The following is a 21,540-nucleotide window of genomic DNA, read 5'->3' on the forward strand; positions in this document are numbered from 1 at the left end:
TCCAGAAATAAAAAAAGCCCGACGTCCCGGTCAAATGAATAACCGGGAGGTCAGGCTTCTTGTGCCGAATCTGGCGGGACAACAGTGTCCGATCCAGTCGTACGCCAGGTGTTTCCCTACCTGCCAAGAGGGGCGTAGGGCAAACAGCTGGTGCGGTGTCTCAGAAGGTTTATAGCAAGGGCGGTGCCAATGTCTGCAAAGTCTGTTTCATGGTGGTTGGAGGAGGGTGCGTGGAAGTTCTCTGCATCTATTGCACCTTTGTCATTGGTTGCGCTGCTTTGGCGCGACAGATCGGCGAATGCACCAAAATCGTGAACATTTTCGAGGTCAGTCAGACAGCGCTGCGGGACTGTTCCTGCTTCGCGATTTTCGACCGATGGCCGCGAGCGCTTGGGGACGAGCGCTCAGGAGTTGAACAAAAGGGCGCATGGCCCGCTATCTGCATGAAGCTCGCATGACACCCTCGCAGGGTTCCTTGTCACACGCCCATCCTCGGCAAGTGTGGAAGGCCCCTCGCATGACTGGCCCCGACAGCGTTGTCGCGCCAGCCCCAGGCACAATCGGCCTGAGAGCAACCGTTGCACTACACGGTGTTTCGCTCAGTTATTCTTTGCACTGACTTTCAGACCCCCAGCCTTGAGCGGGCGTCTCATCTCACGTTGAACAAGGTTTATAGGCATGGCTGACCAGTCGATCCGCATAGGCGGTCTGTTTTCCGACACCGGCGTCACCGCTGCTGCCGAGTGCTCAACAATGCGCGGCGCGCAATTCGCCATCCAGCAGATCAACGCCGCGGGCGGCGTCAATGGCCGGCTTCTGGAGCTGATCACCCGCAACCCCGATTCGACGCCTGCGCTTTATGCCATGCACATCGAGTCACTGATCCGCGAGGAGCACCTGCGGTTCTTCTTCGGTTGCTACACCTCTGCCGCGCGCAAGGCCGCATTGCCCATCGTCGAGCGCTATGACGCGCTGCTGCTGTATCCGGTCTATTACGAAGGTTTCGAATATTCACGCAATATCATTTATACCGGCGCGACCCCAAACCATAACGCGTTGCCGCTGGGCAACTACATGCTGGATAACTTCGGCAATCGCGTGTTGATGATCGGCTCGGAATACGTCTATCCCTACGAAACCAACCGCCTGATGAGCGACCTGCTGTACGAGCGCGGCGGCACCAAACTGGGCGAATATTACCTGCCGCTGAAAAACGCCCGGCCGGAAGATTTCGCCAAGTTGATGGTCAAGGCCAAGGAGCTGAAGCCGTCGTTTATCTTCTCGACGGTGGTCGGTGAAACCATGGGGCATCTGTATCAAGCCTACGCCGACGCGGGTTTTGACCCCGCAGTGATGCCAATTGCCAGCCTGACGACCAGCGAAACAGATATCCAGCAAATGGGCGCTCATCTGGGCGCCGGGCACATCTCGGCGGCGACTTATTTCCAGTCGGTCGACACGCCGAACAATCGCCAATGCATCGCTCAGTACCGCGAGCTGTTCGGTCAGCATCAAGTCACCGACCGATGCTGGGAGGCCGCTTACTTTCAGGTCCATCTGTTGGCCAAGGCAATCGTGCGGGCTGGCAGCACCGAAGTGGAAGACGTATTGCAAGCCATGCGCGGCCTGGAATTCGAAGCACCTCAAGGGTGCATCCGGGTCGACGCGGACAACCACCACACCTACCTGTTTTCGCGCATCGGCCGAGCCAACGCCGAGGGCCAGTTCGACATCCTTTACGAGAGCCAGAGCGCCCTCAAGCCCGACCCATATGCCATCGCGCCCAATTTCAATGATTGGTCCAGCTCTGCCGGGAGTCGACCATGACCTTGCGTGCCGCCAAAAAACGCCTGCGCAACGACAGCGGCAGCGGCATCAAGGATTTGCGCGATGTCAGTGTGCTGGTGATGCATCCGGATGACGAAGACGGCCGCAACCTGATCGAGCAGTTGCAACGCATCGGTTGTCAGGTGCGCGTGCAGTGGCCGATCCCGGAACGCCTGGCTATCGAGGCGGACGTGATCGTGTTGGCGGTGTCGCCGGAAAGCCTTTCGACCAATACACCGTGGCTGCTGCACGCCAGCACGCCGCCAATCATTCCGGTGATTGCCTACGAGAACCCGATCATCGTCGAAGCGCTGGTACAGCTGAATGCCTGCTCGGTGATCCCGTCACCCGTGAAATCCTTCGGCCTGCTGACGGCGCTGGCGATTACCTTGAGCCAGTCGCGCAAGGCACGCGAGCGTGAGAAACACGTCAAGCGTCTGGAAGGGCGCATGGCGGTCATGCGCACCGTGCAGCAGGCGAAAATCATCCTGATTGAAACCAAGGGCATGTCGGAAATCGACGCCTATAACGCTTTGCGTGATCAAGCCATGGCCAAGCGCGAACCTGTCGAGAAAATTGCCGAGGCCCTGGTCAAAGCCCATGAACTGTTTCAACGAGCCTGTTCCTGAACAGCCTTTGAGCATCAAGCCTTAGGCGGCTTGGTCCTCTTCTGCGTGGACGTTTGCCATACGCCCTTACCCGGCAGGTATGGAACACCGCGTGGCGACCGGCGTGGACAACGAAGTCCTCCGGAGCGAGCCGCAGCCTGTGCATCGAGCACGGCCGGTTCGAGTCAATGATCGCCCGATTCCGGGCAGTCCTTAACGTTATCTGGAGAACACCATGTCCGTAAAACGCCCCAGCAAAGCCGACTTTCTGATCGCCGCTGAAGACCATGGCTACCATCTTTCCGATAGCCAGATGGAGTCCTTCCTCAATCTGGCCGACGAAACCCTGAACTCTTACGAAGCCATCGACGCGCTGTATGCCGCCAACGTCGCGCAGCAACCGCCAAAGCGCGAATACAGCAAGGCGGCGGACGCCGACAATTTGCACGGCGCGTGGTACGTAAAAACGCATATCGCCGGTGCGGCGCAAGGCCCATTGGCTGGCAGGACGGTGGTGATCAAGGACAACGTCTCGGTGGCGGGCGTGCCTATGGCCAACGGTTCGCTGAGTCTGGACGGCTACGTGCCGTCCGAGGATGCCACGGTGGTCAAGCGCCTGCTGGCAGCGGGCGCAACGGTGGTCGGCAAGTCGGTCTGTGAAGACCTGTGTTTCTCCGGCGCCAGTTTCACCTCAGCCAGCGGTCCGGTGAAAAATCCATGGGACCTGACGCGTAATGCCGGCGGTTCGTCCAGCGGCAGTGCGGTGTTGGTTGCGCTTGAAGAAGTCGATATGGCCATTGGCGGCGATCAGGGCGGCTCGATCCGCATGCCTTCGGCCTGGAGCGGAATTGTCGGCCACAAACCGACCTACGGCCTGGTGCCCTACACCGGCGCTTTCCCGATTGAACGGACCATTGATCACGTCGGCCCGATGGCTAATAACGTCCGCGATGTAGCCGTGATGCTTGACGTCATCGCCGGTGCCGACGGTCTTGATTCACGGCAAAAAAATCCGCCTGCAATCAGCTGCGTTGCGTCCCTGGATGAAGGCGTGGCCGGCCTGAAAATCGGCTTGTTGCGTGAAGGTTTCGCCATTCCCGGCATGTCTGAACCGCAGGTTGATGCGCTGGTCAAGGCTGCCGTTGAGCAACTGGAAAAACTCGGCGCCACCGTTGGTGAAGCCAGTGCCCCATGGCACTCAGGGGTTGCCATGGATCTGTGGAACGTGATTGCCACTGACGGTGCGGCCTATCAGATGCTGCAAGGCAACGGCTATGGCATGAACGTCGATGGTTATTACGATCCGGACATCATGAGCTATTTCGGCGAGAAGCGTCGCGAACACGCCGATGCACTGTCCAGCAGTGTGCGTGCCGTCGCGTTGACCGGTCACTACAGTCTGAAAAACCTGCATGGCGCCTACTATGCCAAAGCGCGGATGCTGGTGCCGGAATTGACCCGCCAGTATGACGAAGCGCTCAAAGAGTTCGACGTGCTGGTGATGCCGACCATGCCCTTTGTGGCAACCCCGCTTACCGCGCCGGATGCGCCTGTGGAAGAGTACGTCCACGGCGCCCTGAACATGCTTGCCAACACGGCACCGTTCGACCTGAGCGGACACCCGGCGACGTCGATTCCTGCCGGTCTGGCAGACGGCCTGCCGGTCGCGATGATGATTGTCGCACCGCGTTTCAAGGACGCCCTGGCGTTGCGAGTTGCGCAAGCCTACGAACAGGCCCGCGGCGCATTCCCTAAACCACCGCGCGCGTAAGCGAATACCCCGGACGTGGCGCTGGCGACAGGTTCGCTGGCGCTTGCGTCGACTCAGAATATAGGAGCCTTCCATGCTGATGACTCGAGCTACCCGCGTGGCCCTGTGCTGCGTACTGTCAGTGCTACCGATGTTTGCATTTGCCCATCCCGGACATGATGAATCAGGACTGCTGGCTGGCGTGGTTCATCCATTGAGCGGGATGGATCACCTGTTGGCGATGTTTGCGGTAGGCCTGTGGGCTGCGCAACAGCAGGCGAACGCTCGCTGGATGCTTCCTGCGGCGTTTGTCGGCTGCATGCTGCTGGGCGGATTACTGGGATTTAACGGCTTTGCGGTGGCGTATCTGGAAACCGGCATTGCGGCCTCGGTACTTGCCTTGGGTTTGCTGGTGGCAGTGGCTGCACGTCCGCCGCTGGCCGTGAGTATCGTGATCACCGGACTGTTCGGAGTGATCCATGGAATTGCCCATGGCCTGGAATTACCGGAGATGAGCAGCCCCATGGGATTTGCCGCAGGCTTTGTCATCGCGACATCCGCCTTGCACGCCGCCGGCTATGCCCTGTCGCGCTGGACTCCTGTCGCTGGCGTGCCAGTCATTCGCAGCATCGGCCTGGTTTCGGCTGGAGTTGGCGGTCTGTTACTGGCTGGATAAACGTGCGATGCGTTCTTGCGAACACATGCAGGGACATGCGGCGCGACCGACGGGTGCTGCCAGGGAAGGCGTAACCTCAGGCTCGATATTCATTCGAGCGTGGTCAATGCTGGATTCAGGCCTAAGTTGTTCAATCAGAAACGACTCGCGCAGATAAATCTTGGTCGTTGTTTCCTGCACCGCTTTTTAAATACGTTCAGGCGAATCCTTGCGCAGGTGCAAGCTGAAACCGAGGTTTTGCGCGACGGTCATGTGCGGGTACAGCGCGTAGTTCTGGAACACCATGGCGCGTTCCAGCGAATTCCCACCTTTGCGTGAATAATAAAATTTTTTATTGAAAAAATCTGCATGAGGACTACTCTCTGTAAAACGATTTAGTAAAACGTTTTACTCAAAATAAGAAAACCATCGAGAACATTATGAATCTGACCCGCCGTCGTTTCGTTCAGTCGGCAGCCCTGGGCGCTGCTGCTTTGTCTCTGCCAACCTTCAGCCGTGCTGCGACTCCCGTGTTGCGACTGTCTTCCACCATGCCGTCCGATCAGAACTCGGCGCATTTCCTGTTTTACCAACGCTTTGCCGAGAATCTCCAACAAGCCTTGGGCGACAAAGTGCGCATCGATTTTTTTGCCAATGGTCAGTTGGGCAAGGAAGCCGATGTGGTGCAGCAGGTGCGTCTGGGATCGATCGACATGATGGTCACCGGCAGCTCGATCTGGGCGACGGCGTTGCCCGAACTGGCACTGCTCGACCTGGGTTTCCTGTTCGACAGCTATGCCCATGTGGCCAAGGCAGTGGATAACGGCGTCGGCGATATCTACAACAAGTTGCTGCAGGAACGGACCGGTTGTTCGGTCATCGGCTGGGGCTCGCATTTCAGCGCGCGCAGTGTCTACACCAAGCCGCCGATCAAGGATCTGGCAGCCATGAAGAACGTCAAGTTGCGGGTGTTGCCGACTCAGGCGTTTATCGAAACGTTCAAGTTGCTGGGCGCAATTCCCACCCCGATTGCGTTCAACGAGGTTTATACCGCAGTGCAGACGGGCGTCGTGGAAGGCTTCGAACACGATGCCGCCAGCGTGCTCGCCAACAAACTCGATGAAGTCGTGCGCAATTGCTGGCAGACCAATCACCTGTTCAGCCCGTGCATTGCAGTGATCGGCAAGCGTGGCCTGGCCAAGATTCCTGCTGACCTTCAACCCGTGTTTATCGCGGCTGCCCGGGACGCCAGCATCCATCAGCGCGAAACCGCGAAAATCAAGGGCGTTGAAGCGGTCGCCGCCCTAGCCAAGGCGGGCATGACCTTTTTCCCGATGGCGGACAACGAGCGAGACGCCACTCGGCAGCTGATGCGCGAAAAGCTCTGGGTACCGTTCACGCAGAGTAATCCTGTCACTGCCCCGGTGCTGGCTGCTATCGAAGCGTCACGGAGTTGATCGCGGCTCATTCAGGGTGCCGCGACTTCAATTGCGCAGCTATCGACAATAACAATCAGAGATACCCGTGATGAACCCATCCTTGAGCGTAACCGTTGCCGCGGATCCACCTGGGCACGAAAGCCCGCTGGACGCTGCGGGCCTGCTCGCACCCACTCAGGAGTGGGGATTCAACAACCAGGCGGCCAGCGGTCGACTGCTCGCTACGCTGTGTACCTTCACCGAACGCCTGTGCGCTGTGGTGTTGGCCGTTGACGTGGCCGTGGTGTTCGCCTCGGTGATCCTGCGTTACTTCGTCCACCAGCCGGTGGATTGGGCGGAGGAGGTCGCACGCGGCCTGATGGTCATGCTGGTGTTCCTCGGCGGTGCCACGGTGCTCGCCCGAGGCAAGCACGTGCATGTCGATTTCTTTCGCGCCTTGTTACCGGCTGGCTGGCAGCAAGTGGCGCTGCAGATCGGCGGCTGGGCGGTCGCGGGAACAGCAGCGGGACTGGCTTTCTCTTCCTGGTTGCTGCTTGAGGACTCGGCCAATGTTTCGACGCCGATGGGGCTTCCGCAATGGCTGAATGTATTGCCGGTGTTCGTCGGCGCGCTGCTGATGACCGTCGTCGGCGTTGCCAATGCCATTAACGGCGCAACGCGCAGTACGTGGCTGAGCCTGCTGGGGTGCATCGTCGTCAGCGCCGCAGTCTGGGGCTGGAACACCCAGTTTGAAGCCTTCGCCTTGCAACCCTGGACGCTGCTGCTGTTGGGTTTCGTCGGTGGATTACTGGTCGGCGTGCCAATCGCCTTTGTCCTGGCCATGTGTGCGCTGCTGTATTTCATGGGCGACCCGTCGTTGCCGATGGTCATCTATTCCCAGCAAGTCATGGCGGGCATGGATCACTTCGTGTTGCTGGCCATTCCATTCTTCGTCCTGGCGGGCCTGGTGATGGAGGTCAACGGGATGTCCGCGCGCCTGATCGAGTTACTCGTCAGGGTATTTGGACGCGTGCGCGGCTCGATGAACCTGATCACCATTCTGGCGACGGCGTTCTTTTCCGGCGTATCCGGCTCGAAGCTGGCGGATATCGCCGCTGTTGGCGGCATCGTCGTCCCCGCCGTACGTCGCACGCGTCAGGATCCCAACGAAACCGCAGCCGTATTGGCGGCCTCCGGGGTGATGGCGGAAACCATTCCACCGTGCATCAACATGATCATCATGGGCTTTGTCGCGAACATCTCGATTGGCGGGCTGTTCCTGGCCGGGATCGTGCCCGCTGTGGTGCTGGCCATGGGTTTGGCGACCCTGGCGGTGATCTTCGGGCGCAAGGTCGACCCCAATGAAGCGTTTCCTATGCGTACCCCGTTGCTACGGCTGATGGGCGGCGCATTGGTGGCGCTGATCATGGTGGCGATGATCGGCAAGGGCGTGACATCCGGTGTTGCGACCTCCACTGAAGTGTCGGCGTTTGCCGTGGTCTACGCGTTGCTGGTCGGCGGCGTGACCTTCCGCGAACTGACGCCTCGCGCAATTGCCGCGCTGTTCGTACGTTCGGCAGCGATGGCCGCCGGCATCCTGTTCATTATTGCCGCGGCGTCCAGCGTGGCGTTCGCGCTGACGATCCTGCAAATCCCGGCGATCATCTCCGATTTCATGCTCGCCCTGGCACATGACTATGGCCCGCTGGCGTTTCTCTTCGCGTCGGTCATCATCATGGTGGTCTTTGGTGCGGTGCTCGAAGGCGCGCCCGCGCTGATCATTTTCGGCCCGTTGTTGGTGCCGATTGCGGTTCAGGTTGGTATTCATCCGTTGCACTTCGGTACCGTGTCAGTGATTGCCATGGGCCTGGGACTGTTTTCACCGCCTTTTGGCCTGGGATTGTTCGCCACCTGCGCGATGACCGGCACCAAGGTCGAAGACGTGTCGCGGCGCATGCTCAAGTACTTGCTGCTGTTGGCGATGATGTTGGTTCTGATTGTTCTGGTGCCCTCGATTTCGTTGTGGCTGCCACGCACTTTTAATATGGGTTAAGGCAAAAAGATGGCAACGATTCACGATGTAGCAGCCCTGGCAGGCGTATCGGTCAGTTCAGTGTCCAACGTCCTGAGCGGCCGAACCGACAAGCTGGGCGCAGAGACCTATCGCCGAGTGGAGGAGGCGATCAGCCAACTGAATTATCGGCCCAACCGCGCGGCGCGGCAGCTCAAGACCGGACATACACCGATGCTTGGCCTGCTGGTTCCGTCGACTGCCAACCCCATGTACGGGCAACTGGCCCTGAAAATCGAAGCCGCAGCGCAGGAGCGTTACGGGTATCGCCTGTTGTTGGCCAATACCCATCGTGACAAGCAGCACGAAGCACGGATGTTCGAAGATTTGCTTTCGTTTGGCGTGCAGTCGGTGATTGTGGTCTCGTCGATGGATGACGAGCGCCACCTTGAAGATGCGGTGTCGCGCGGGCTGGCGGTGGTCAGCTATGACCGCAGCATTGACCTGGCCGAGCATTCCCAGGTTGATCACATGTCGCCGGATAATTTTCAGGCCGGTTACGTCGCCGCAGATCATTTGATCGCTCATGGGCATTCGCGCCTGGCATTTCTGGTTCCAAGCGGTAAAACCGTGAGTCGCTCCAACAAAATTGCCGGTTTTTTCAAACGAGTCGCTGAGGCTGGATTGCAGGACAGCAGCGAAGTGGTCGAAGGCCAGGTGGCCGAGATCTTCGGCGATTCCGAGCTGGCCAGCCTGGGCTTTGCCATGGCCAGCCAGATCAAAGCCATGCGCCCGATGCCCACCGGCATTGTCACGGTCAACGACTTGCTCGCCATCGGTCTCATGTCTGGCTTGCATCAGGCCGGCCTGCGCGTGCCTCAGGATATTTCGGTGGTGGGCATGGACGGCTTGTCTATCGCGGCGTTCACCAACCCCGGCCTGACCTCGGTAGCAATGCCGCTCGATGCGATGGCTGATGCCATGGTGCAACGCGTGGTGGCGCGCTCCCGGCAGATGGAGCAAACCCCGGTCAACCTGATTTTCCAACCCGACCTGGTGTGCCGGCAGTCGGTAGCCGCTCCGGCAAATTCGTAAAGGGACTGAATGACATGACCAAGATATTCCTGACGCACTCACCTCAAACCCTGGAAAACTATTACAGCAAGCGTGCACTTGACCAATTACGCGAGTGCGCCACGGTCAAGCTCAATACTTCGCGTCACCTGTTGCAGGTTGACGAGTTGATTGAGGCGGCGCAAGGGTGCCAGATCATAGTGTCCAGTCGCGAAACGGCTGCACCCGCGCAGTTGTTCGAACAATTGCCGGGCCTGGCGGCGTTTTGTCGGGTGGCGGTGGATATCCGCAATATCGACGTCGAGGCCGCGAGTGCCCATGGCGTGCTGGTGACCCGCGCCACCCCCGGTTTCGATACTTCGGTAAGCGAATGGGTCATGGGCGTGATGATCGATCTGAGTCGCGGTATCAGTCGCGCCGCTGCTGGTTACTGGCAAGGCAAGATCCCCGCAGTCACCATGGGCCGGGAACTGCGCGGCTCGACCCTGGGCATCGTCGGCTACGGTTTTATCGGCAGGAAACTGGCAACCATGGCACGCGCTTTTGAAATGAATGTGCTGATCTGCGATCCATTTGTCTCGGCCCATGAACCGGGGATCAGACAGGCGTCGTTCGCAGAGGTGACAGCGGCCTCTGACTACGTCGTCTGCCTGGCGCCGGCCACCCCTGAAACCGCGAACCTGTTCGGCCGCTGGGCATTCCAGACCATGCAGCCCCACGCGTTTTTCATCAATGCATCCCGTGGCGAACTGGTCGATGAGCAAGCGCTGGTCGCCGCCCTCGACGAGCAGGTCATCGCCGGTTGCGCGCTGGATGTTGGACGCGCCGAAGATCAGATGCCGACACCGGCAATCGCGGCTCACCCGAAAGTCATCGCCAACCCGCACATTGGCGGCCTTACCCCCCAGGCCAGCGAGCATCAGGCGATGGACACCGTTCGCCAGGTCCAGGCATTGCTGGCCGGCAAAGTCCCCTCCGATGCAGTCAACCTCGAACACGCCAGCCGGGCCTCGCGCCTGTTCGGCGTGAAAAGCAACCCAAGCGTGGAGCTGTCCCATGAGTGAATCATCTTTGAGCCCGATGCCGGGCGCTTGCGATTGCCACGTGCATATTTACGAGCCTGAACGTTTTCCCTTGAAACAACGCATCGCCCGCGCGAGCTGGAGTGATTACCAGCATGTGCAGCGGCGTCTGGGTCTGGAGCGTGCGTTACTGGTCCAGGCCAATGGCTACGGTTTCGATATGGGTTGCCTGCTTGATGCCTTGGCGCAAGCGGGGGACGCTGCGCGGGCAATCGCTGTCATTGCGCCCGAAACCAGCGACGAAGCCTTGGCCAGGCTCCACAGCGCGGGCGTGCGCGGCGTGCGCTTCATGCTGATTCCCGATGCGTCGGGAGCCTTGGGTTGGGACGCGCTGGAGCCGATATCCGCGCGGATCGCCGAGCTGGGTTGGGTGATCAATCTTCAGGTCGACGGTCGACAATTGCACGACTTCGAGGCGCGTATCCGCGCATTGCCAAGTCTGGTGAGCATCGACCACACCGGCAAGTTTCTCGAGCCGGTCGGCATTGATCACGCAGGATTCAAAAGCCTGTTGAGCCTGCTGGATTCGGGCAAGGTCTGGGTCAAAGTGTCCGCGCCCTACGAGACGTCGAAGTCAGGACCGCCGCATTACGACGACGTGAGCGTGCTGGCGCGAACATTGGTCCAGGCATTTCCTGAACGCTGTCTTTGGGCAAGCAATTGGCCACATCCGGGCCGCAGCCCCGCGCCCGATGACCTGGCCATGCTGGATTTGCTCAGTGAGTGGGCACTTGATGACAACGTTCGACGCCGGATTCTGGTGGACAATCCAGCCAGGTTGTATGGATTCAAACCGCTATAGCGAACCAATTCGTCAGGCAAACAGCGCTTGAAAACTATAGGCTCCTCCAGACCTTTAGCTTTGACGTACCTCTCCATGACTGCCTTCTACCTCAAGTTATTCATCACACCCGCGCTGATGCTGGCTATCTCGTTGGCTGCCAAGCGTTGGGGCACGCAAATCGGCGGGCTTCTATCGGGACTGCCCATCACTTCGGCGCTGGTCATGCTGTTTCTCAGCCTTGAGCAGGGAGCGGCATTTGCGTCGGCGGCAGTACCAGGGGCATTGGCCGGGCTGGCGGCGATCCAGGCGACTTATTTGTTTTACCTCCTGGTGACCCTGAGAGTTTCGGCGTTGCCTGGCTGCATTGCGGCCGTGGTGTTTTACGCTGCAACTGCCTTGTTGATGAGCCGTTTGGGATTGCTGGCACTGTCCGTCATTGCTACGCTGCTGCTAGTCATCCTTATAATAGTTGCCACCTCGAAACAAGCGCAGACCAGCGCCGCGCCCTATGTCCCGGTGCCGCGTTGGGTCATCCCGATGCGAATGTTGACGGCCACACTGCTGCTCTTGGCTATTACCGCAAGCGCAAAGTGGCTCGGGCCGCTGTTCAGTGGGCTGCTGGCGCCGATCCCGGTGATCGCCTGGCCGCTTGCAGTGTTCGCCCACGTCCAGGGCGGGCGCCACGAACTGAGTGCAATCGTCCGAGGCAACGCCATTGGCGCTGTTGGCGTGGTGGGGTTCTACCTGACCCTCAAAAGCTCAATTCTGCAGTGGGGCGCGTTTGCGTCTATCACTACCGCCGTCGTGCTGGCTGTCGTGGCAACTTTCGTGTTGGCAAGGTTGTTGGCTAGACGGTAACAAGGCGCGGCAATCAAGCCCGAAGAAAAAGCGCCAGACTTTGGTGGTCATCCACAATCAAGCCGGAGATCAGCGCTTCGTAATGGGCTACTGTCTCTGCATCTCGCACGTTGCATGTCTTTTCAACTAATGGACGACAGTAGTTGTAGTATTTTTCAGCAACGGACCGCTACAGGTAACGTAATATGCTCGCGCTCTCACCTGGCTGCGGTCGGGTAACAGGCTCGGTTCAACTTGGATGTAGAACTTTCCGTCAGGTGCGCACTTGAAAAATGGTATCCGTCTTGCTGTCACTCTCGTTTTTGTCGTTTGTTTCTCCTTGGCGTTACTGACCGCGTGGACGGTATGGGCGTCCAGAGAACGCGCGCTTAATGAGGTGAAAGTCAATAGCCTCAACCTGACCCAGGCTCTGGATACCTACTCTGAGAGCGTTATCAAACAGAGTTCGATGCTATTGCTTGGCCTGGTAGAGCGCTTGGAGAACGAAAAAATTGATGTGGCGCAAATCGAACGCATTCGCAAGTTGGTGAGCGAACAACAATATCTGCTAGCCCAAGTTAATGGTATTACTATTTATGGCCAAAATGGCGAATGGCTCATGGCATCCACCGGTGAAGAAAAGGCACCGTTTGCCAATAGCAGTGATCGGGCGTTTTTCATCCATCATCAAAATGACCCATCAAGGGAGGCCTTTATCGGTCCGCCCATTCGCAGTCGCTCTACGCATAACTGGGTCATTACCGTCAGCAGACGCATTGACAATCGACAAGGTCAGTTCGCAGGTGTAGTGGCTGTCACTTTGGGGATCAGAAACTTCCTGGACTTGTTCGGAAAAATCGATGTAGGACAGGATGGTGCCATCGGGTTGACGTATACGGATGGCCAGATGCTGGTGCGTTATCCATTTAGAGAGCAGGACATGGAGCGCAACTTCTCCACCTCGCCGTTATATACGCGGTACCTGGTCGATCGTTCGGTTGGAACTGCATCTTATGTTTCCAGTCTCGATGGTGTAGAGCGGCTCTATGCATTCCGTCGAAATGAGAGTCTGCCGCTGGTGACGACTGTGGCAATCGGAAAGAGCGAGGCACTGACCGCATGGCGGAGCGAGTCTCTACTTTCAGCTGGAGTGGTGTTGGTCTTGCTGTTTGCTGTAAGCGGCATCGGTTGGCTTTTGATTAAAGATATTAAACGCAGGATCGAGGCTGAATCTGATTTGACGGAGGCCCGTGAGGCGCTTCTTGAAATCAACAAACAACTTAAAGTGCTTGCTTCCAGAGATCAACTGACAGGCATCGCCAACCGCAGAACCTTTGACGAAACGTTGGCCTCCGAAACAAATCGTGCCCACCGTGAAGGCAGCATGCTTGCGCTGTTGATGATTGATATCGATCATTTCAAACGTTTTAATGATACTTATGGACATGTCGCCGGTGATGAGTGCATTAAGGCGGTAAGCGAGGCAATCAGATGTTGCCTGAAGCGCCCTTCGGATTTCGTCGCGCGTTATGGCGGCGAAGAACTGGCTGTCATCCTGCCAAACACTGATCTTACAGGCGCCATTATTGTTGCAGAGCATATTCTGCAGACGCTAATGGATCTAAACATTCTGCATGGTGAAAGCCCATTCGAAAGGGTTACGGCCAGTATTGGTGTGGCGTCCAAGCCGGGGGCGCAGCTCCTGGGCCGACAACTTGAACTGATCGAAGCAGCAGACCAGGCCCTGTATAGAGCGAAGGCAGCCGGTCGTAATCGGTTGATGGTTGATGGTTGATACTACTGGCGAGGCGCAATAAAAGCTTCGGACCTGGCTGCACATCGGTTGAGGATGTCTACAATCCCGGGTTAATGGCGATGTGAGTCGCTTCCGAGATGCACCTGTCTCGGCTATCCAGGGAAGGAGAACCACGTGGGCGACGAATACAATCTGGCACTGATCATCAGTGCAGCATTTAGCGCCGGGGCTGCCGTTTTACATGTGGGGGTTGTCATTGCGGGCCCTGCCGGGTACCGGCTTGCCGGCGCGGGCAAACGCTTTATTCGCGCGGCGGAGGCGGGAAGAGCATTTCCGGCAATAATCACGATTGGAATCGCGCTGGTCCTGATGGTCTGGGCTGCCTACGCCTTGTCCGGCGCGGCGGTGATTCGCCCATTACCGCTGCTGCGCCCAGCGCTGAGCGTCATTACACTCATCTATCTGCTACGCGGTTTCGCCGGGCCTTTGCTGCTGAAAGATACCGGCCGAAGCAGCCGATTCATTGTGATCAGCTCGGCGGTCTGCATCGTTTTCGGTGTTGCCCATCTTGTCGGGCTGGTTCAGACGTGGGGGCGACTGGCCTAGTCCGCCATGTCTACGTCAGCCCCCGGTGTTGTCTGGATCCAGTCGATTGTCCGATCTTCAGTGGCGCCATGATCCGTGGGGCAATTCGACCTGCCGCTGGGCCGCAGCCAGCGCGACCTTCAGGCCCTCCTTATTCAGCGGGATGCAGTAGGCGGGTTTAGCGCGTTCGAATCGCCAGCTTTCATCCAGGCTACCCGCGTCTACCGAGTCGAATCCAAGGTCGTCCAGCAACTTGATCACCAGCGTCTTCGCCGCCGGATCATCCGCCGCTACAGGCAATGCGCGGCGGTCGGGTGCTGCTTTCGGACGTGAGTGCTGTAGTAGGTCATCGGCGAGGATCGCATTGAACACCTTGACCACCCGGGAGTGGGGCAGATGCCCGGCGAGCAGGCGGCTGGTGGTGGTTTCGAATCGGTCGAGAGCGGCGATATGACCGTCGCGTTCCGGGTAGTAGTTGTTGGCATCCAGCACGATTTTGCCTTTTAGCCAGTCGGCTGGAATGCTTCTGTAGTGCTCAAAGGGAATGGCCACGAGTATAACTTCGCCAAAGTTTGCCGCGTCCTCGATAGTGCCAGCCTGACTGCCAGGAATGTCACTGACCACGCTGCTCAGCGTCTGTGGCCCACGGGAGTTGCTGAGCATCGCCTCGTGTCCTGCCGCGATAACCAATTGCGCCACTGCACGCCCGATGAAACCTGCTCCAATGATTCCGATACGCATGTCGTTGCTCCGCTGTTGGTAAGGAGCAACGATGATGATTGCCCACCCGGCATGGATAAATAGTCATCGGTTACTGAGTCTCGCTACCAGGAGTGTTGAATGCTGGATCGCGCATCGTAGCGGGCGGGGCACATCAACTGCTGGCGTAGCTGTCCACCACGCGCTGGTATTGGCTCGGTGAAGCGCCGATGTGCTGGCGAAAGAAGCGGGTGAAATGGCCTTGCTCAGAGAACCCGAGACTGTCCGACAGCAGCCCGAGAGTGCCGCTACGCTCGCGCTCCAGCCAGGTGAACGCGCGGCGCATGCGGGCGTCGTTGACCATCAGGGTCGGCGTCATGCCGGTATCTTTCTTGAACAGTGCGAAGAAGTGCGCTCTGGACAATCCACTGGCACGCGCCGCATTGTCGATCAGGTCGGGTTCTTCAAGATGTTCGAGCAAGTAAGCCGTACCACGGCGGATGCGTGCGTCGCGAAACTCACCATGGCTCGGCGCACCCTGGCGCCATAGTTGCCGCCACTGGGAAAAGTCTTCGATCAACTGGATCAGGAAGTCGAACAGCAGGAACTCGATGCGCTCCTTGGGCACCAACCCGTAGCCGTGCATCTCGGCAATCAGGATATCGGCCAGGGTGCGGATCTGCAGCGACAGGTCGATACACGGATGCGGGAAGAAGTCCGGCCGTGCGCTCAGCGCCAGCGATTGCTGGGCGGTGGCCAGCCATGCCGGTTCGATGTACAGCGCCAGGATCAGGGTATTGCCGGCCCCGGGTTGCGGGTCATAGAAATGCGGCTCCCAGGCATTGACCAGCACTGCGCTGCGGTCCGCCAGGGGGACTCGGCGTCCATTGACATTGAAGTAGGTGTCCTCCCCGGAAACCTTGACCAGCACGTGGCATTCGGAATGGGTGTGAGTCACCAAGGCCCGATCCATGTTGAGCAACGCGACACGGCCAAACTTTCCGTGAAACACTCGTTGGGCAATCGACATTGGGTAACTCCCTCGCTCGCTCGAAGCGGCTGTTATTTTGCGGCTGCACCGAAGGAGTAGGGCAGTCGTTGTTCTGTCTGGCGTGGCGCTGATCATCGCAGTTCTACAGCTCGGCCAAGGTTTAATATCCCGTAGACCAAGGCCCGCGTCCAGACAGATTTGGTTGGCAGGGCGATCTTCTGCTCAATGGCCTGCACGCCCGGAAGTTGCATGCCGGTTCACCTGATCCAAAGCGACTGCGGTAATCTTCGGGTCTCGTTTTCAGTGTCAGTTTCCTCATGTCTTGTGAATCCGTTGCCAATACCGACCGCCTTGCGCTCGGCGAGATCTACCTTGAATACCGGCACCTGCCAGGAATCCTTGCCGGACGACCGACTCTGGTGCTGCTGCACGAAGGCCTGGGCTGCGCTGCTCAGTGGCGCGACTTCCCCGAGCGGTTGCGCAGCGCCACCGGTTGCGGGGTACTGGTCTACAGTCGCCAGGGTTACGGTCGATCCAGCCCGGTGACGCTGCCTCGCGGCCTTGACTATCTGAGCCATGACGGTCCGGCGGAACTGGCCCGTCTGCTGGATGCATTGGCGCTGCACGATGTAGTTTTGCTGGGCCATAGCGATGGGGCGTCCATTGTGTTGTCTTACGCCGCGCTCAATGATCCCCGGGTGCGGGGCAGCATCGCCCTGGCTCCCCACGTGCTGGTCGAAGCGCAAACCCTCGCGGGCGTGCGCCAGACCACCGCGCTGTGGCATACAGGCTCGTTGCGGGAGCAACTGACGCGTCACCATGGTGATAACACACCTGGCGCATTCCATGGCTGGAGCGATAGCTGGCTGCACCCGGATTTCAGCCTTGACCCGCTGGTGGCGCGGCTCAAGGACATTACCCGGCCCTTGCTGGTTATCCAGGGCCGTGACGATCAATACGCCACGGCCGAGCAGTTGGCGGTCATCGAACGTCATGTGGGCGCAGCGTGTCGCTGTGTCCTGCTGGACGATTGCCAGCACTTTCCCCAGCGCGAAGCCACCGAGCAGACCTTGCAGCTGATCAGCGACTTCGTTCTGGCGTTGCCGGATTTCCCAGCCTTCAATTGAAGTTGCCCTTGGTTTCCGGCACCACCAGGCTACCGACCAGATAGATGAGTGACAGCACGACGGCGAAAATCGCCAGCACCTGAGGAATCTGTGCCGGGCTGCTGCTGGCCAGGGAAACGAAGGTCGGCATGGTCCCGCCCAGGGCGAAGCCGATATTCCACGACAGCCCGGTGCCGCTGGCGCGCAGCTCGGTCGCAAAGCGTTCGTTGAGGAAGATCAGGATCGGCGCAATGATCGCCCCACCCATGAAGGCGATGCCCGAGCAATACAGCGCGGTTCGCAGCAGCGAGCCGGGCTCGGCGACGTGAAGAAACATCAGCGGCAGGCCGACAAGATTGAGCACGCCCAGAACAATGAAGGTCTTTTTTCGACCTATCAGGTCGCTGACATAGCCGAACACGAGTGAGCCGACGATGGTGCTCAGCGAGCCGTACATCAACAGTTGTGACGTCTCGGTGTGGGGAACTTTGGCGACCACGTTGAGCAGCGTCGGCAAGTAACCGCAGGCCAGGTAATAGGTGGCGCCGCCACCAAAGGTGATCAGCAGGTTGATCAGCATGACCTTGCGGTATTCCATGCCGAACAGGCGCTTGAGCGGAGACTGCGTCGGTTTCGCCGGGGAGTTCTTGCGCGTTTCCTGCAGTTGGCGCCATACCGGCGTCTCCTCCAGAAAGCGAAACATCAGCAGGCCGAACACGGTGCTGATCAGCCCGCAGAAAAACATGCAGCGCCAGCCCCACACATCGAATTCGGCGCCGGGAAAGACTTCGGAAAGCACCAGGTAGGCGAACGATGCCAGCAACGAACCCATGCCGGCCCCGGCGCCGCCAATCAGGCCGGACATCAGGCCCCGGTAGCGCGGCGAGATGGATTCGGTGCCAATGGTGTGAGTCGAGGCCACGATGCCGCCGACGAAAATTCCCTGCACGATCCGCAGGATCAAAAACAGCACCGGCGCAATGACGCCGACCTGGGCCAGGGTTGGCAGCACGCCGAACAGCGCCGTGGAAATGCCGACGCCCACCATCGACACCATCAGCGCGCGCTTGCGCCCGTGCTTGTCTGCATAGGCACCAAAGATCGCCGAGCCCAGCGGACGCACCAGCAGCGCCACTGCAAACGATGCGTAGACGGCGGCCAGGGAAAGGGTTGGCGTGTCCGACGGGAAAAACAGTCGGCCGATGATGGGCGCTACGTACAGCAGGATGAACAGGTCAAACAGGTCCAGCGCCCAGCCGAATGTCGAAGCGAAGCCTGCCAGCAATGCCTTGCGTGCGGGCAGATAGCCTGCGGCGGGAGCGTCCGGCGGGGAGGCGGTTGAGTGCGTCGTGGTGCTGGTATCGATTGTTGCCATGACAGTGACTCCGATTTTTATAGTTATCAGGGAGAAACATGCTCAAACAAGCACTGGTGAAGAGGGCGGTGCAGCAGCCTCGCTGCTGCACCGGTATCGCCCGCGCAGGATCTGTCATTCGCCCTTGAACACGGCCGCTCGTTTGCCATGAAACGCCTCGACGCCTTCCTTGAAATCCTGGGAGCTGCGCAGGCGGCTGTAGCAATGGCCTTCCATCTCGATGGCCACGGTCAGCGGCGAGTTTTCGTTGTCGTTGATCAGACGCTTGGCGGTGCGCTGGGCCAGGGGCGAGAAGCGGCACAGTTCTTCCACCAGAGCGTCGACAGTGTTTTCCAGCTCGTTGTCCGGGACACATTCTGTGGCGATACCCCAGTTGTAGGCCTGTTGCCCGCTGATGCGCTTGGCACGCATGACCATGTGCTTGGTGCGGGTGATGCCGATCATTTTCTGCAGGCGGGCAGAGCCACCCGAGCCGGGAATCTGCCCCAGGTTCTGTTCCGGCAGTGCGTAGCGGGTGGTCTCCGAGGCGACGCGGAAATCACAGGCCAGGGACAGCTCGAAGCCTACGCCAAAGGTGTAGCCGCGATTGGCGACAATCACCGGCTTCTCGCAGCGGGCGGGCGCTGCCACATTCCAGGCCAGCTTGGAGACATGCTCCGGCGAGGCCTCAAGAAAGCCCTTGATATCACCGCCACTGGAAAAGTGCTCACCTTCCGCGCGCAGCACGATAACCCGGACTCCCGGATGTTCATCGAGGGCCTCGAACACCTGGCGTAGCACATCGCGCTGGGGCATGGCGATCACGTTCAGCGGTGGGCGGTTGAGAATGATGTCGGCGCGCTGCCGGGCCGTGTCGACCACGACCTGGAAGCCATCGAACTCGGTGTCGAGAAATTGCTGGATCGATTGCAGTTGCATGTGAATGTCCTCCTGGGGATTAGCACGCGGTCTTCAAGGTTTTTGCCTGATGCTCTTCGAGCAGCACGCGACGCAACACCTTGCCGACCGGCGATTTCGGGATTTGATCGATAAACTGGTAATGACGCGGACGCTTGAATTTGGCCAGCCCCGAGGCGATGCAGTGCGCATCGAGTTCGGCCTGGCTGACGGCGCAGCGCAGCTTGATGAAGGCGGCGATGATCTTGCCCCACTGCTCGTCCGGCAGACCGACCACCACAACTTCTTCAACGGCGGGGTGCAGAGACAGCAGGCTTTCGATTTCCACCGGGCTGACATTTTCGCCGCCGGTGATGATCAGGTCGTCGACCCGGCCAGTGACGAAAAGGTCGCCGTCTGCATCGAAGTAGCCGATATCACCGGTGAAGTACCAGCCATCATGCAGCGCCTTGGCTGTGGCATCCGGGCGGTTCAGATAGCCCTCGAAGGCTTCGTCGCTGGCCAGGTCGGCAATGATCTGGCCTTCCTCACCCTGGCGGGTCGCGATGCTCGGATCTGTGGTATCCATTGGCACGATGCGGATGCGCTGATTGAGCGCACCCCGACCGGAAGAACCCGGTTTGTGATGGGCGTGCTGGTCGATGGTGAAAGTGTAGATTTCCGAACAGCCGTAATGATTGACGAACAATTCCGGCTCGAACGCCTGCTCGACGCGCTTCATCAATCCGTCACTCATGGGCGCACCGGCAAAGCCGATTTTTTTCACGCTGGCGACCCGTTCCTTGCGAAAGCCCGGATGCTCGATGAGCATATGAAACAGGGTCGGCACCAGGTACAGGTTGCTCACCTGCTGCTGCTCGATGGCTTGCAGGGTTGCCTCCGCATCGAAGCGCGGCACACAGACGAAATGTCCGTCGATCAAGGCCATGGACAGCAGCGAGCGCACGCCCATGGTGTGATACAGGGGCATCACGCCCAGCGTGCATTCGTCATGCCGGTACAGATTCTGCGCTACATGGGCCACGGCTGCCGCACGCTCGGCACGGTGGCGGCGTGGTACGCCCTTGGGCTTGCTGGTGGTCCCGGAGGTATAGAGCAGCAGGGAAAAGTCCTCGGCCGTGGCGCGCAGGATGGTGGATGCCGGGGCTTGCGCACATAGCTCCTCGAAGCTCAGGTCACCCGCTGCCACACGCTCGCCACTGGCAATACGCGGCAGGGCGGTGGCGCAGGGACAGGCGGCTAGCGCCGCAGCGGTGGCGTCGTCATAGGCGATGGCCTTGACCTGCGCATCGGTGATGCAATGGGTCAGTTCTTCGCCAGTGGAGCGCCAGTTCAGCGGGGTCACGACGATCCCGGCGAATTGGCAAGCCCAGTGCAGGGTCGCCATCTGCCAGCGGTTTTGCATCGCCACCAGCATCCGGTCACCGCGTTTCAGACCCAGGCGTTCCAGGCCGTGGGCGGCACGTTGAATATCGATGAACCACTGCTGGTAGGTTTTTTTCAGGGCTGCATCGCTGACCGCCACTGCATCGGGACGGCGTTCGACGGCAGCGAGGAAGCTGCGTCCGAGATCGAACATTATTGTTTTACCTCCTGGTTCGTTTGACGTTGTGATGCCACTTCAAGAACAGCCCGGACCATGCCGGTGTAGCCGGTGCAACGGCACAGATGCCCGGACAGCATGTCGCGAACCTGGGTCTCGTCGGGGGCGGGTACCCGTTCGAGGAAGTCCACGCAGGACATGAGAATGCCCGCCGTGCAAAAGCCGCACTGCAGGGCGTGATGACGGCGGAATGCCTGCTGCAGATCGCTGAGCACATCGTCCTCGGCCAGCGATTCCACGGTATCAATGCGTCGCTCATGGCTCTGCACCGCCAGCATCAGGCACGAGCGCATGGCCACGCCGTCCACCAGCACAGTGCAGGCACCGCAGACACCATGTTCACAGCCCACGTGCACGCCGGTAGCGCCCAGATCGTGGCGCAGGAAATCACACAATTGGGTGCGTGGTTCGGTGCTTGCTTGACGGTCGCGGCCGTTGAGTTTCAGGTTGATGAGAAAGGCTTGGTCGGCATTGACGCGCAT

Annotated in this window: 19 protein-coding genes; 13 read left to right on the forward strand and 6 right to left on the reverse strand. The window is 59.3% G+C overall.

The genetic code is table 11. The features are described from left to right. The first annotated feature begins 678 nt into the window (after positions 1–678). From AFK24_RS05310 to AFK24_RS05365, 12 genes are all read left to right on the forward strand, one after another. Positions 679–1,827: a transporter substrate-binding domain-containing protein gene (locus AFK24_RS05310; protein WP_065832243.1), complete on the forward strand. Its 1,149-nt coding sequence runs from the start codon at positions 679–681 to the stop codon at positions 1,825–1,827. Beyond that, positions 1,824–2,456 (forward strand): ANTAR domain-containing response regulator, encoded by a 633-nt coding sequence (locus AFK24_RS05315; protein WP_065832244.1) that lies wholly within the window; start codon positions 1,824–1,826, stop codon positions 2,454–2,456. Before AFK24_RS05310 ends, AFK24_RS05315 begins: the two co-directional genes overlap by 4 nt. A gap of 214 nt (positions 2,457–2,670) precedes the next feature. Further along, the gene (locus AFK24_RS05320; protein WP_065832245.1) at positions 2,671–4,206 is read left to right on the forward strand and encodes an amidase; all 1,536 of its coding nucleotides are present in this window, start codon (positions 2,671–2,673) and stop codon (positions 4,204–4,206) included. Between the two features lie 73 nt (positions 4,207–4,279). Then, the gene (locus tag AFK24_RS05325; RefSeq protein ID WP_080482042.1) at positions 4,280–4,861 is read left to right on the forward strand and encodes a HupE/UreJ family protein; all 582 of its coding nucleotides are present in this window, start codon (positions 4,280–4,282) and stop codon (positions 4,859–4,861) included. 419 nt (positions 4,862–5,280) lie between these two features. Next, a complete protein-coding gene (locus AFK24_RS05330; protein ID WP_065832246.1) occupies positions 5,281–6,297 on the forward strand; it encodes a TRAP transporter substrate-binding protein in 1,017 nt (338 codons plus the stop codon). 70 nt (positions 6,298–6,367) lie between these two features. Then, positions 6,368–8,311, forward strand: a complete 1,944-nt coding sequence (locus AFK24_RS05335) for a TRAP transporter large permease subunit (protein ID WP_139110450.1) — start codon at positions 6,368–6,370, stop codon at positions 8,309–8,311. A gap of 9 nt (positions 8,312–8,320) precedes the next feature. After that, positions 8,321–9,364 (forward strand): LacI family DNA-binding transcriptional regulator, encoded by a 1,044-nt coding sequence (locus tag AFK24_RS05340; protein WP_065832247.1) that lies wholly within the window; start codon positions 8,321–8,323, stop codon positions 9,362–9,364. A 14-nt stretch (positions 9,365–9,378) separates the two neighbouring features. Continuing rightward, on the forward strand, positions 9,379–10,407 hold the full coding sequence (locus AFK24_RS05345) for an NAD(P)-dependent oxidoreductase (protein WP_065832248.1): 1,029 nt from the start codon (positions 9,379–9,381) through the stop codon (positions 10,405–10,407). After that, a complete protein-coding gene (locus AFK24_RS05350) occupies positions 10,400–11,227 on the forward strand; it encodes an amidohydrolase family protein (RefSeq protein WP_065832249.1) in 828 nt (275 codons plus the stop codon). The genes AFK24_RS05345 and AFK24_RS05350 overlap by 8 nt, the downstream gene beginning before the upstream one ends. Before the next feature lie 75 nt (positions 11,228–11,302). After that, complete coding sequence (locus AFK24_RS05355) at positions 11,303–12,067, forward strand: hypothetical protein (RefSeq protein ID WP_065832250.1); 765 nt, start codon at positions 11,303–11,305, stop codon at positions 12,065–12,067. Between the two features lie 265 nt (positions 12,068–12,332). Next, positions 12,333–13,841 (forward strand): sensor domain-containing diguanylate cyclase, encoded by a 1,509-nt coding sequence (locus AFK24_RS05360; protein ID WP_065832251.1) that lies wholly within the window; start codon positions 12,333–12,335, stop codon positions 13,839–13,841. 135 nt (positions 13,842–13,976) lie between these two features. Continuing rightward, positions 13,977–14,408: a hypothetical protein gene (locus AFK24_RS05365; RefSeq protein WP_065832252.1), complete on the forward strand. Its 432-nt coding sequence runs from the start codon at positions 13,977–13,979 to the stop codon at positions 14,406–14,408. A 57-nt stretch (positions 14,409–14,465) separates the two neighbouring features. Here the strand turns inward: AFK24_RS05365 and AFK24_RS05370 are convergent, their stop codons facing one another. Together AFK24_RS05370 and AFK24_RS05375 are read right to left on the reverse strand one after the other, a co-directional pair. Beyond that, positions 14,466–15,128, reverse strand: coding sequence for an NADPH-dependent F420 reductase (locus tag AFK24_RS05370; RefSeq protein ID WP_065832253.1), 663 nt, complete (start codon positions 15,126–15,128; stop codon positions 14,466–14,468). 133 nt (positions 15,129–15,261) lie between these two features. After that, the gene (locus AFK24_RS05375) at positions 15,262–16,116 is read right to left on the reverse strand and encodes an AraC family transcriptional regulator (protein ID WP_065832254.1); all 855 of its coding nucleotides are present in this window, start codon (positions 16,114–16,116) and stop codon (positions 15,262–15,264) included. Between the two features lie 278 nt (positions 16,117–16,394). Between AFK24_RS05375 and AFK24_RS05380 the strand changes: the two genes are divergently transcribed. Next, positions 16,395–17,204 (forward strand): alpha/beta fold hydrolase, encoded by an 810-nt coding sequence (locus tag AFK24_RS05380; protein WP_065832255.1) that lies wholly within the window; start codon positions 16,395–16,397, stop codon positions 17,202–17,204. Here AFK24_RS05380 and AFK24_RS05385 read toward each other — a convergent pair. From AFK24_RS05385 to AFK24_RS05400, 4 genes are all read right to left on the reverse strand, one after another. Beyond that, positions 17,197–18,558: an MFS transporter gene (locus tag AFK24_RS05385; RefSeq protein ID WP_240500336.1), complete on the reverse strand. Its 1,362-nt coding sequence runs from the start codon at positions 18,556–18,558 to the stop codon at positions 17,197–17,199. The two genes, AFK24_RS05380 and AFK24_RS05385, sit on opposite strands and share 8 nt — an antisense overlap. 114 nt (positions 18,559–18,672) lie before the next feature. Next, on the reverse strand, positions 18,673–19,476 hold the full coding sequence (locus AFK24_RS05390; protein WP_065832256.1) for an enoyl-CoA hydratase/isomerase family protein: 804 nt from the start codon (positions 19,474–19,476) through the stop codon (positions 18,673–18,675). Between the two features lie 19 nt (positions 19,477–19,495). Further along, entirely contained in the window at positions 19,496–21,034 is a 1,539-nt protein-coding gene (locus tag AFK24_RS05395) for an AMP-binding protein (RefSeq protein WP_065832257.1), read from the reverse strand. Further along, positions 21,034–21,540: a (2Fe-2S)-binding protein gene (locus AFK24_RS05400; RefSeq protein WP_065832258.1), complete on the reverse strand. Its 507-nt coding sequence runs from the start codon at positions 21,538–21,540 to the stop codon at positions 21,034–21,036. Before AFK24_RS05400 ends, AFK24_RS05395 begins: the two co-directional genes overlap by 1 nt.

The sequence above is a fragment of the Pseudomonas syringae genome (assembly GCF_001698815.1).
GTDB lineage: Bacteria > Pseudomonadota > Gammaproteobacteria > Pseudomonadales > Pseudomonadaceae > Aquipseudomonas > Aquipseudomonas syringae_A.

What these genes read in the sequence shown, in the direction of transcription:
- AFK24_RS05310 (WP_065832243.1), top strand. Translation starts at nt 679, where the DNA reads ATGGCTGACCAGTCGATCCGCATAGGCGGTCTGTTTTCCGACACCGGC.
- AFK24_RS05315 (WP_065832244.1), top strand. Translation starts at nt 1,824, where the DNA reads ATGACCTTGCGTGCCGCCAAAAAACGCCTGCGCAACGACAGCGGCAGC.
- AFK24_RS05320 (WP_065832245.1), top strand. Translation starts at nt 2,671, where the DNA reads ATGTCCGTAAAACGCCCCAGCAAAGCCGACTTTCTGATCGCCGCTGAA.
- AFK24_RS05325 (WP_080482042.1), top strand. Translation starts at nt 4,280, where the DNA reads ATGCTGATGACTCGAGCTACCCGCGTGGCCCTGTGCTGCGTACTGTCA.
- AFK24_RS05330 (WP_065832246.1), top strand. Translation starts at nt 5,281, where the DNA reads ATGAATCTGACCCGCCGTCGTTTCGTTCAGTCGGCAGCCCTGGGCGCT.
- AFK24_RS05335 (WP_139110450.1), top strand. Translation starts at nt 6,368, where the DNA reads ATGAACCCATCCTTGAGCGTAACCGTTGCCGCGGATCCACCTGGGCAC.
- AFK24_RS05340 (WP_065832247.1), top strand. Translation starts at nt 8,321, where the DNA reads ATGGCAACGATTCACGATGTAGCAGCCCTGGCAGGCGTATCGGTCAGT.
- AFK24_RS05345 (WP_065832248.1), top strand. Translation starts at nt 9,379, where the DNA reads ATGACCAAGATATTCCTGACGCACTCACCTCAAACCCTGGAAAACTAT.
- AFK24_RS05350 (WP_065832249.1), top strand. Translation starts at nt 10,400, where the DNA reads ATGAGTGAATCATCTTTGAGCCCGATGCCGGGCGCTTGCGATTGCCAC.
- AFK24_RS05355 (WP_065832250.1), top strand. Translation starts at nt 11,303, where the DNA reads ATGACTGCCTTCTACCTCAAGTTATTCATCACACCCGCGCTGATGCTG.
- AFK24_RS05370 (WP_065832253.1), bottom strand. Translation starts at nt 15,128, where the DNA reads ATGCGTATCGGAATCATTGGAGCAGGTTTCATCGGGCGTGCAGTGGCG.
- AFK24_RS05375 (WP_065832254.1), bottom strand. Translation starts at nt 16,116, where the DNA reads ATGTCGATTGCCCAACGAGTGTTTCACGGAAAGTTTGGCCGTGTCGCG.
- AFK24_RS05380 (WP_065832255.1), top strand. Translation starts at nt 16,395, where the DNA reads ATGTCTTGTGAATCCGTTGCCAATACCGACCGCCTTGCGCTCGGCGAG.
- AFK24_RS05385 (WP_240500336.1), bottom strand. Translation starts at nt 18,558, where the DNA reads ATGGCAACAATCGATACCAGCACCACGACGCACTCAACCGCCTCCCCG.
- AFK24_RS05390 (WP_065832256.1), bottom strand. Translation starts at nt 19,476, where the DNA reads ATGCAACTGCAATCGATCCAGCAATTTCTCGACACCGAGTTCGATGGC.
- AFK24_RS05395 (WP_065832257.1), bottom strand. Translation starts at nt 21,034, where the DNA reads ATGTTCGATCTCGGACGCAGCTTCCTCGCTGCCGTCGAACGCCGTCCC.
- AFK24_RS05400 (WP_065832258.1), bottom strand. Translation starts at nt 21,540, where the DNA reads ATGCGCGTCAATGCCGACCAAGCCTTTCTCATCAACCTGAAACTCAAC.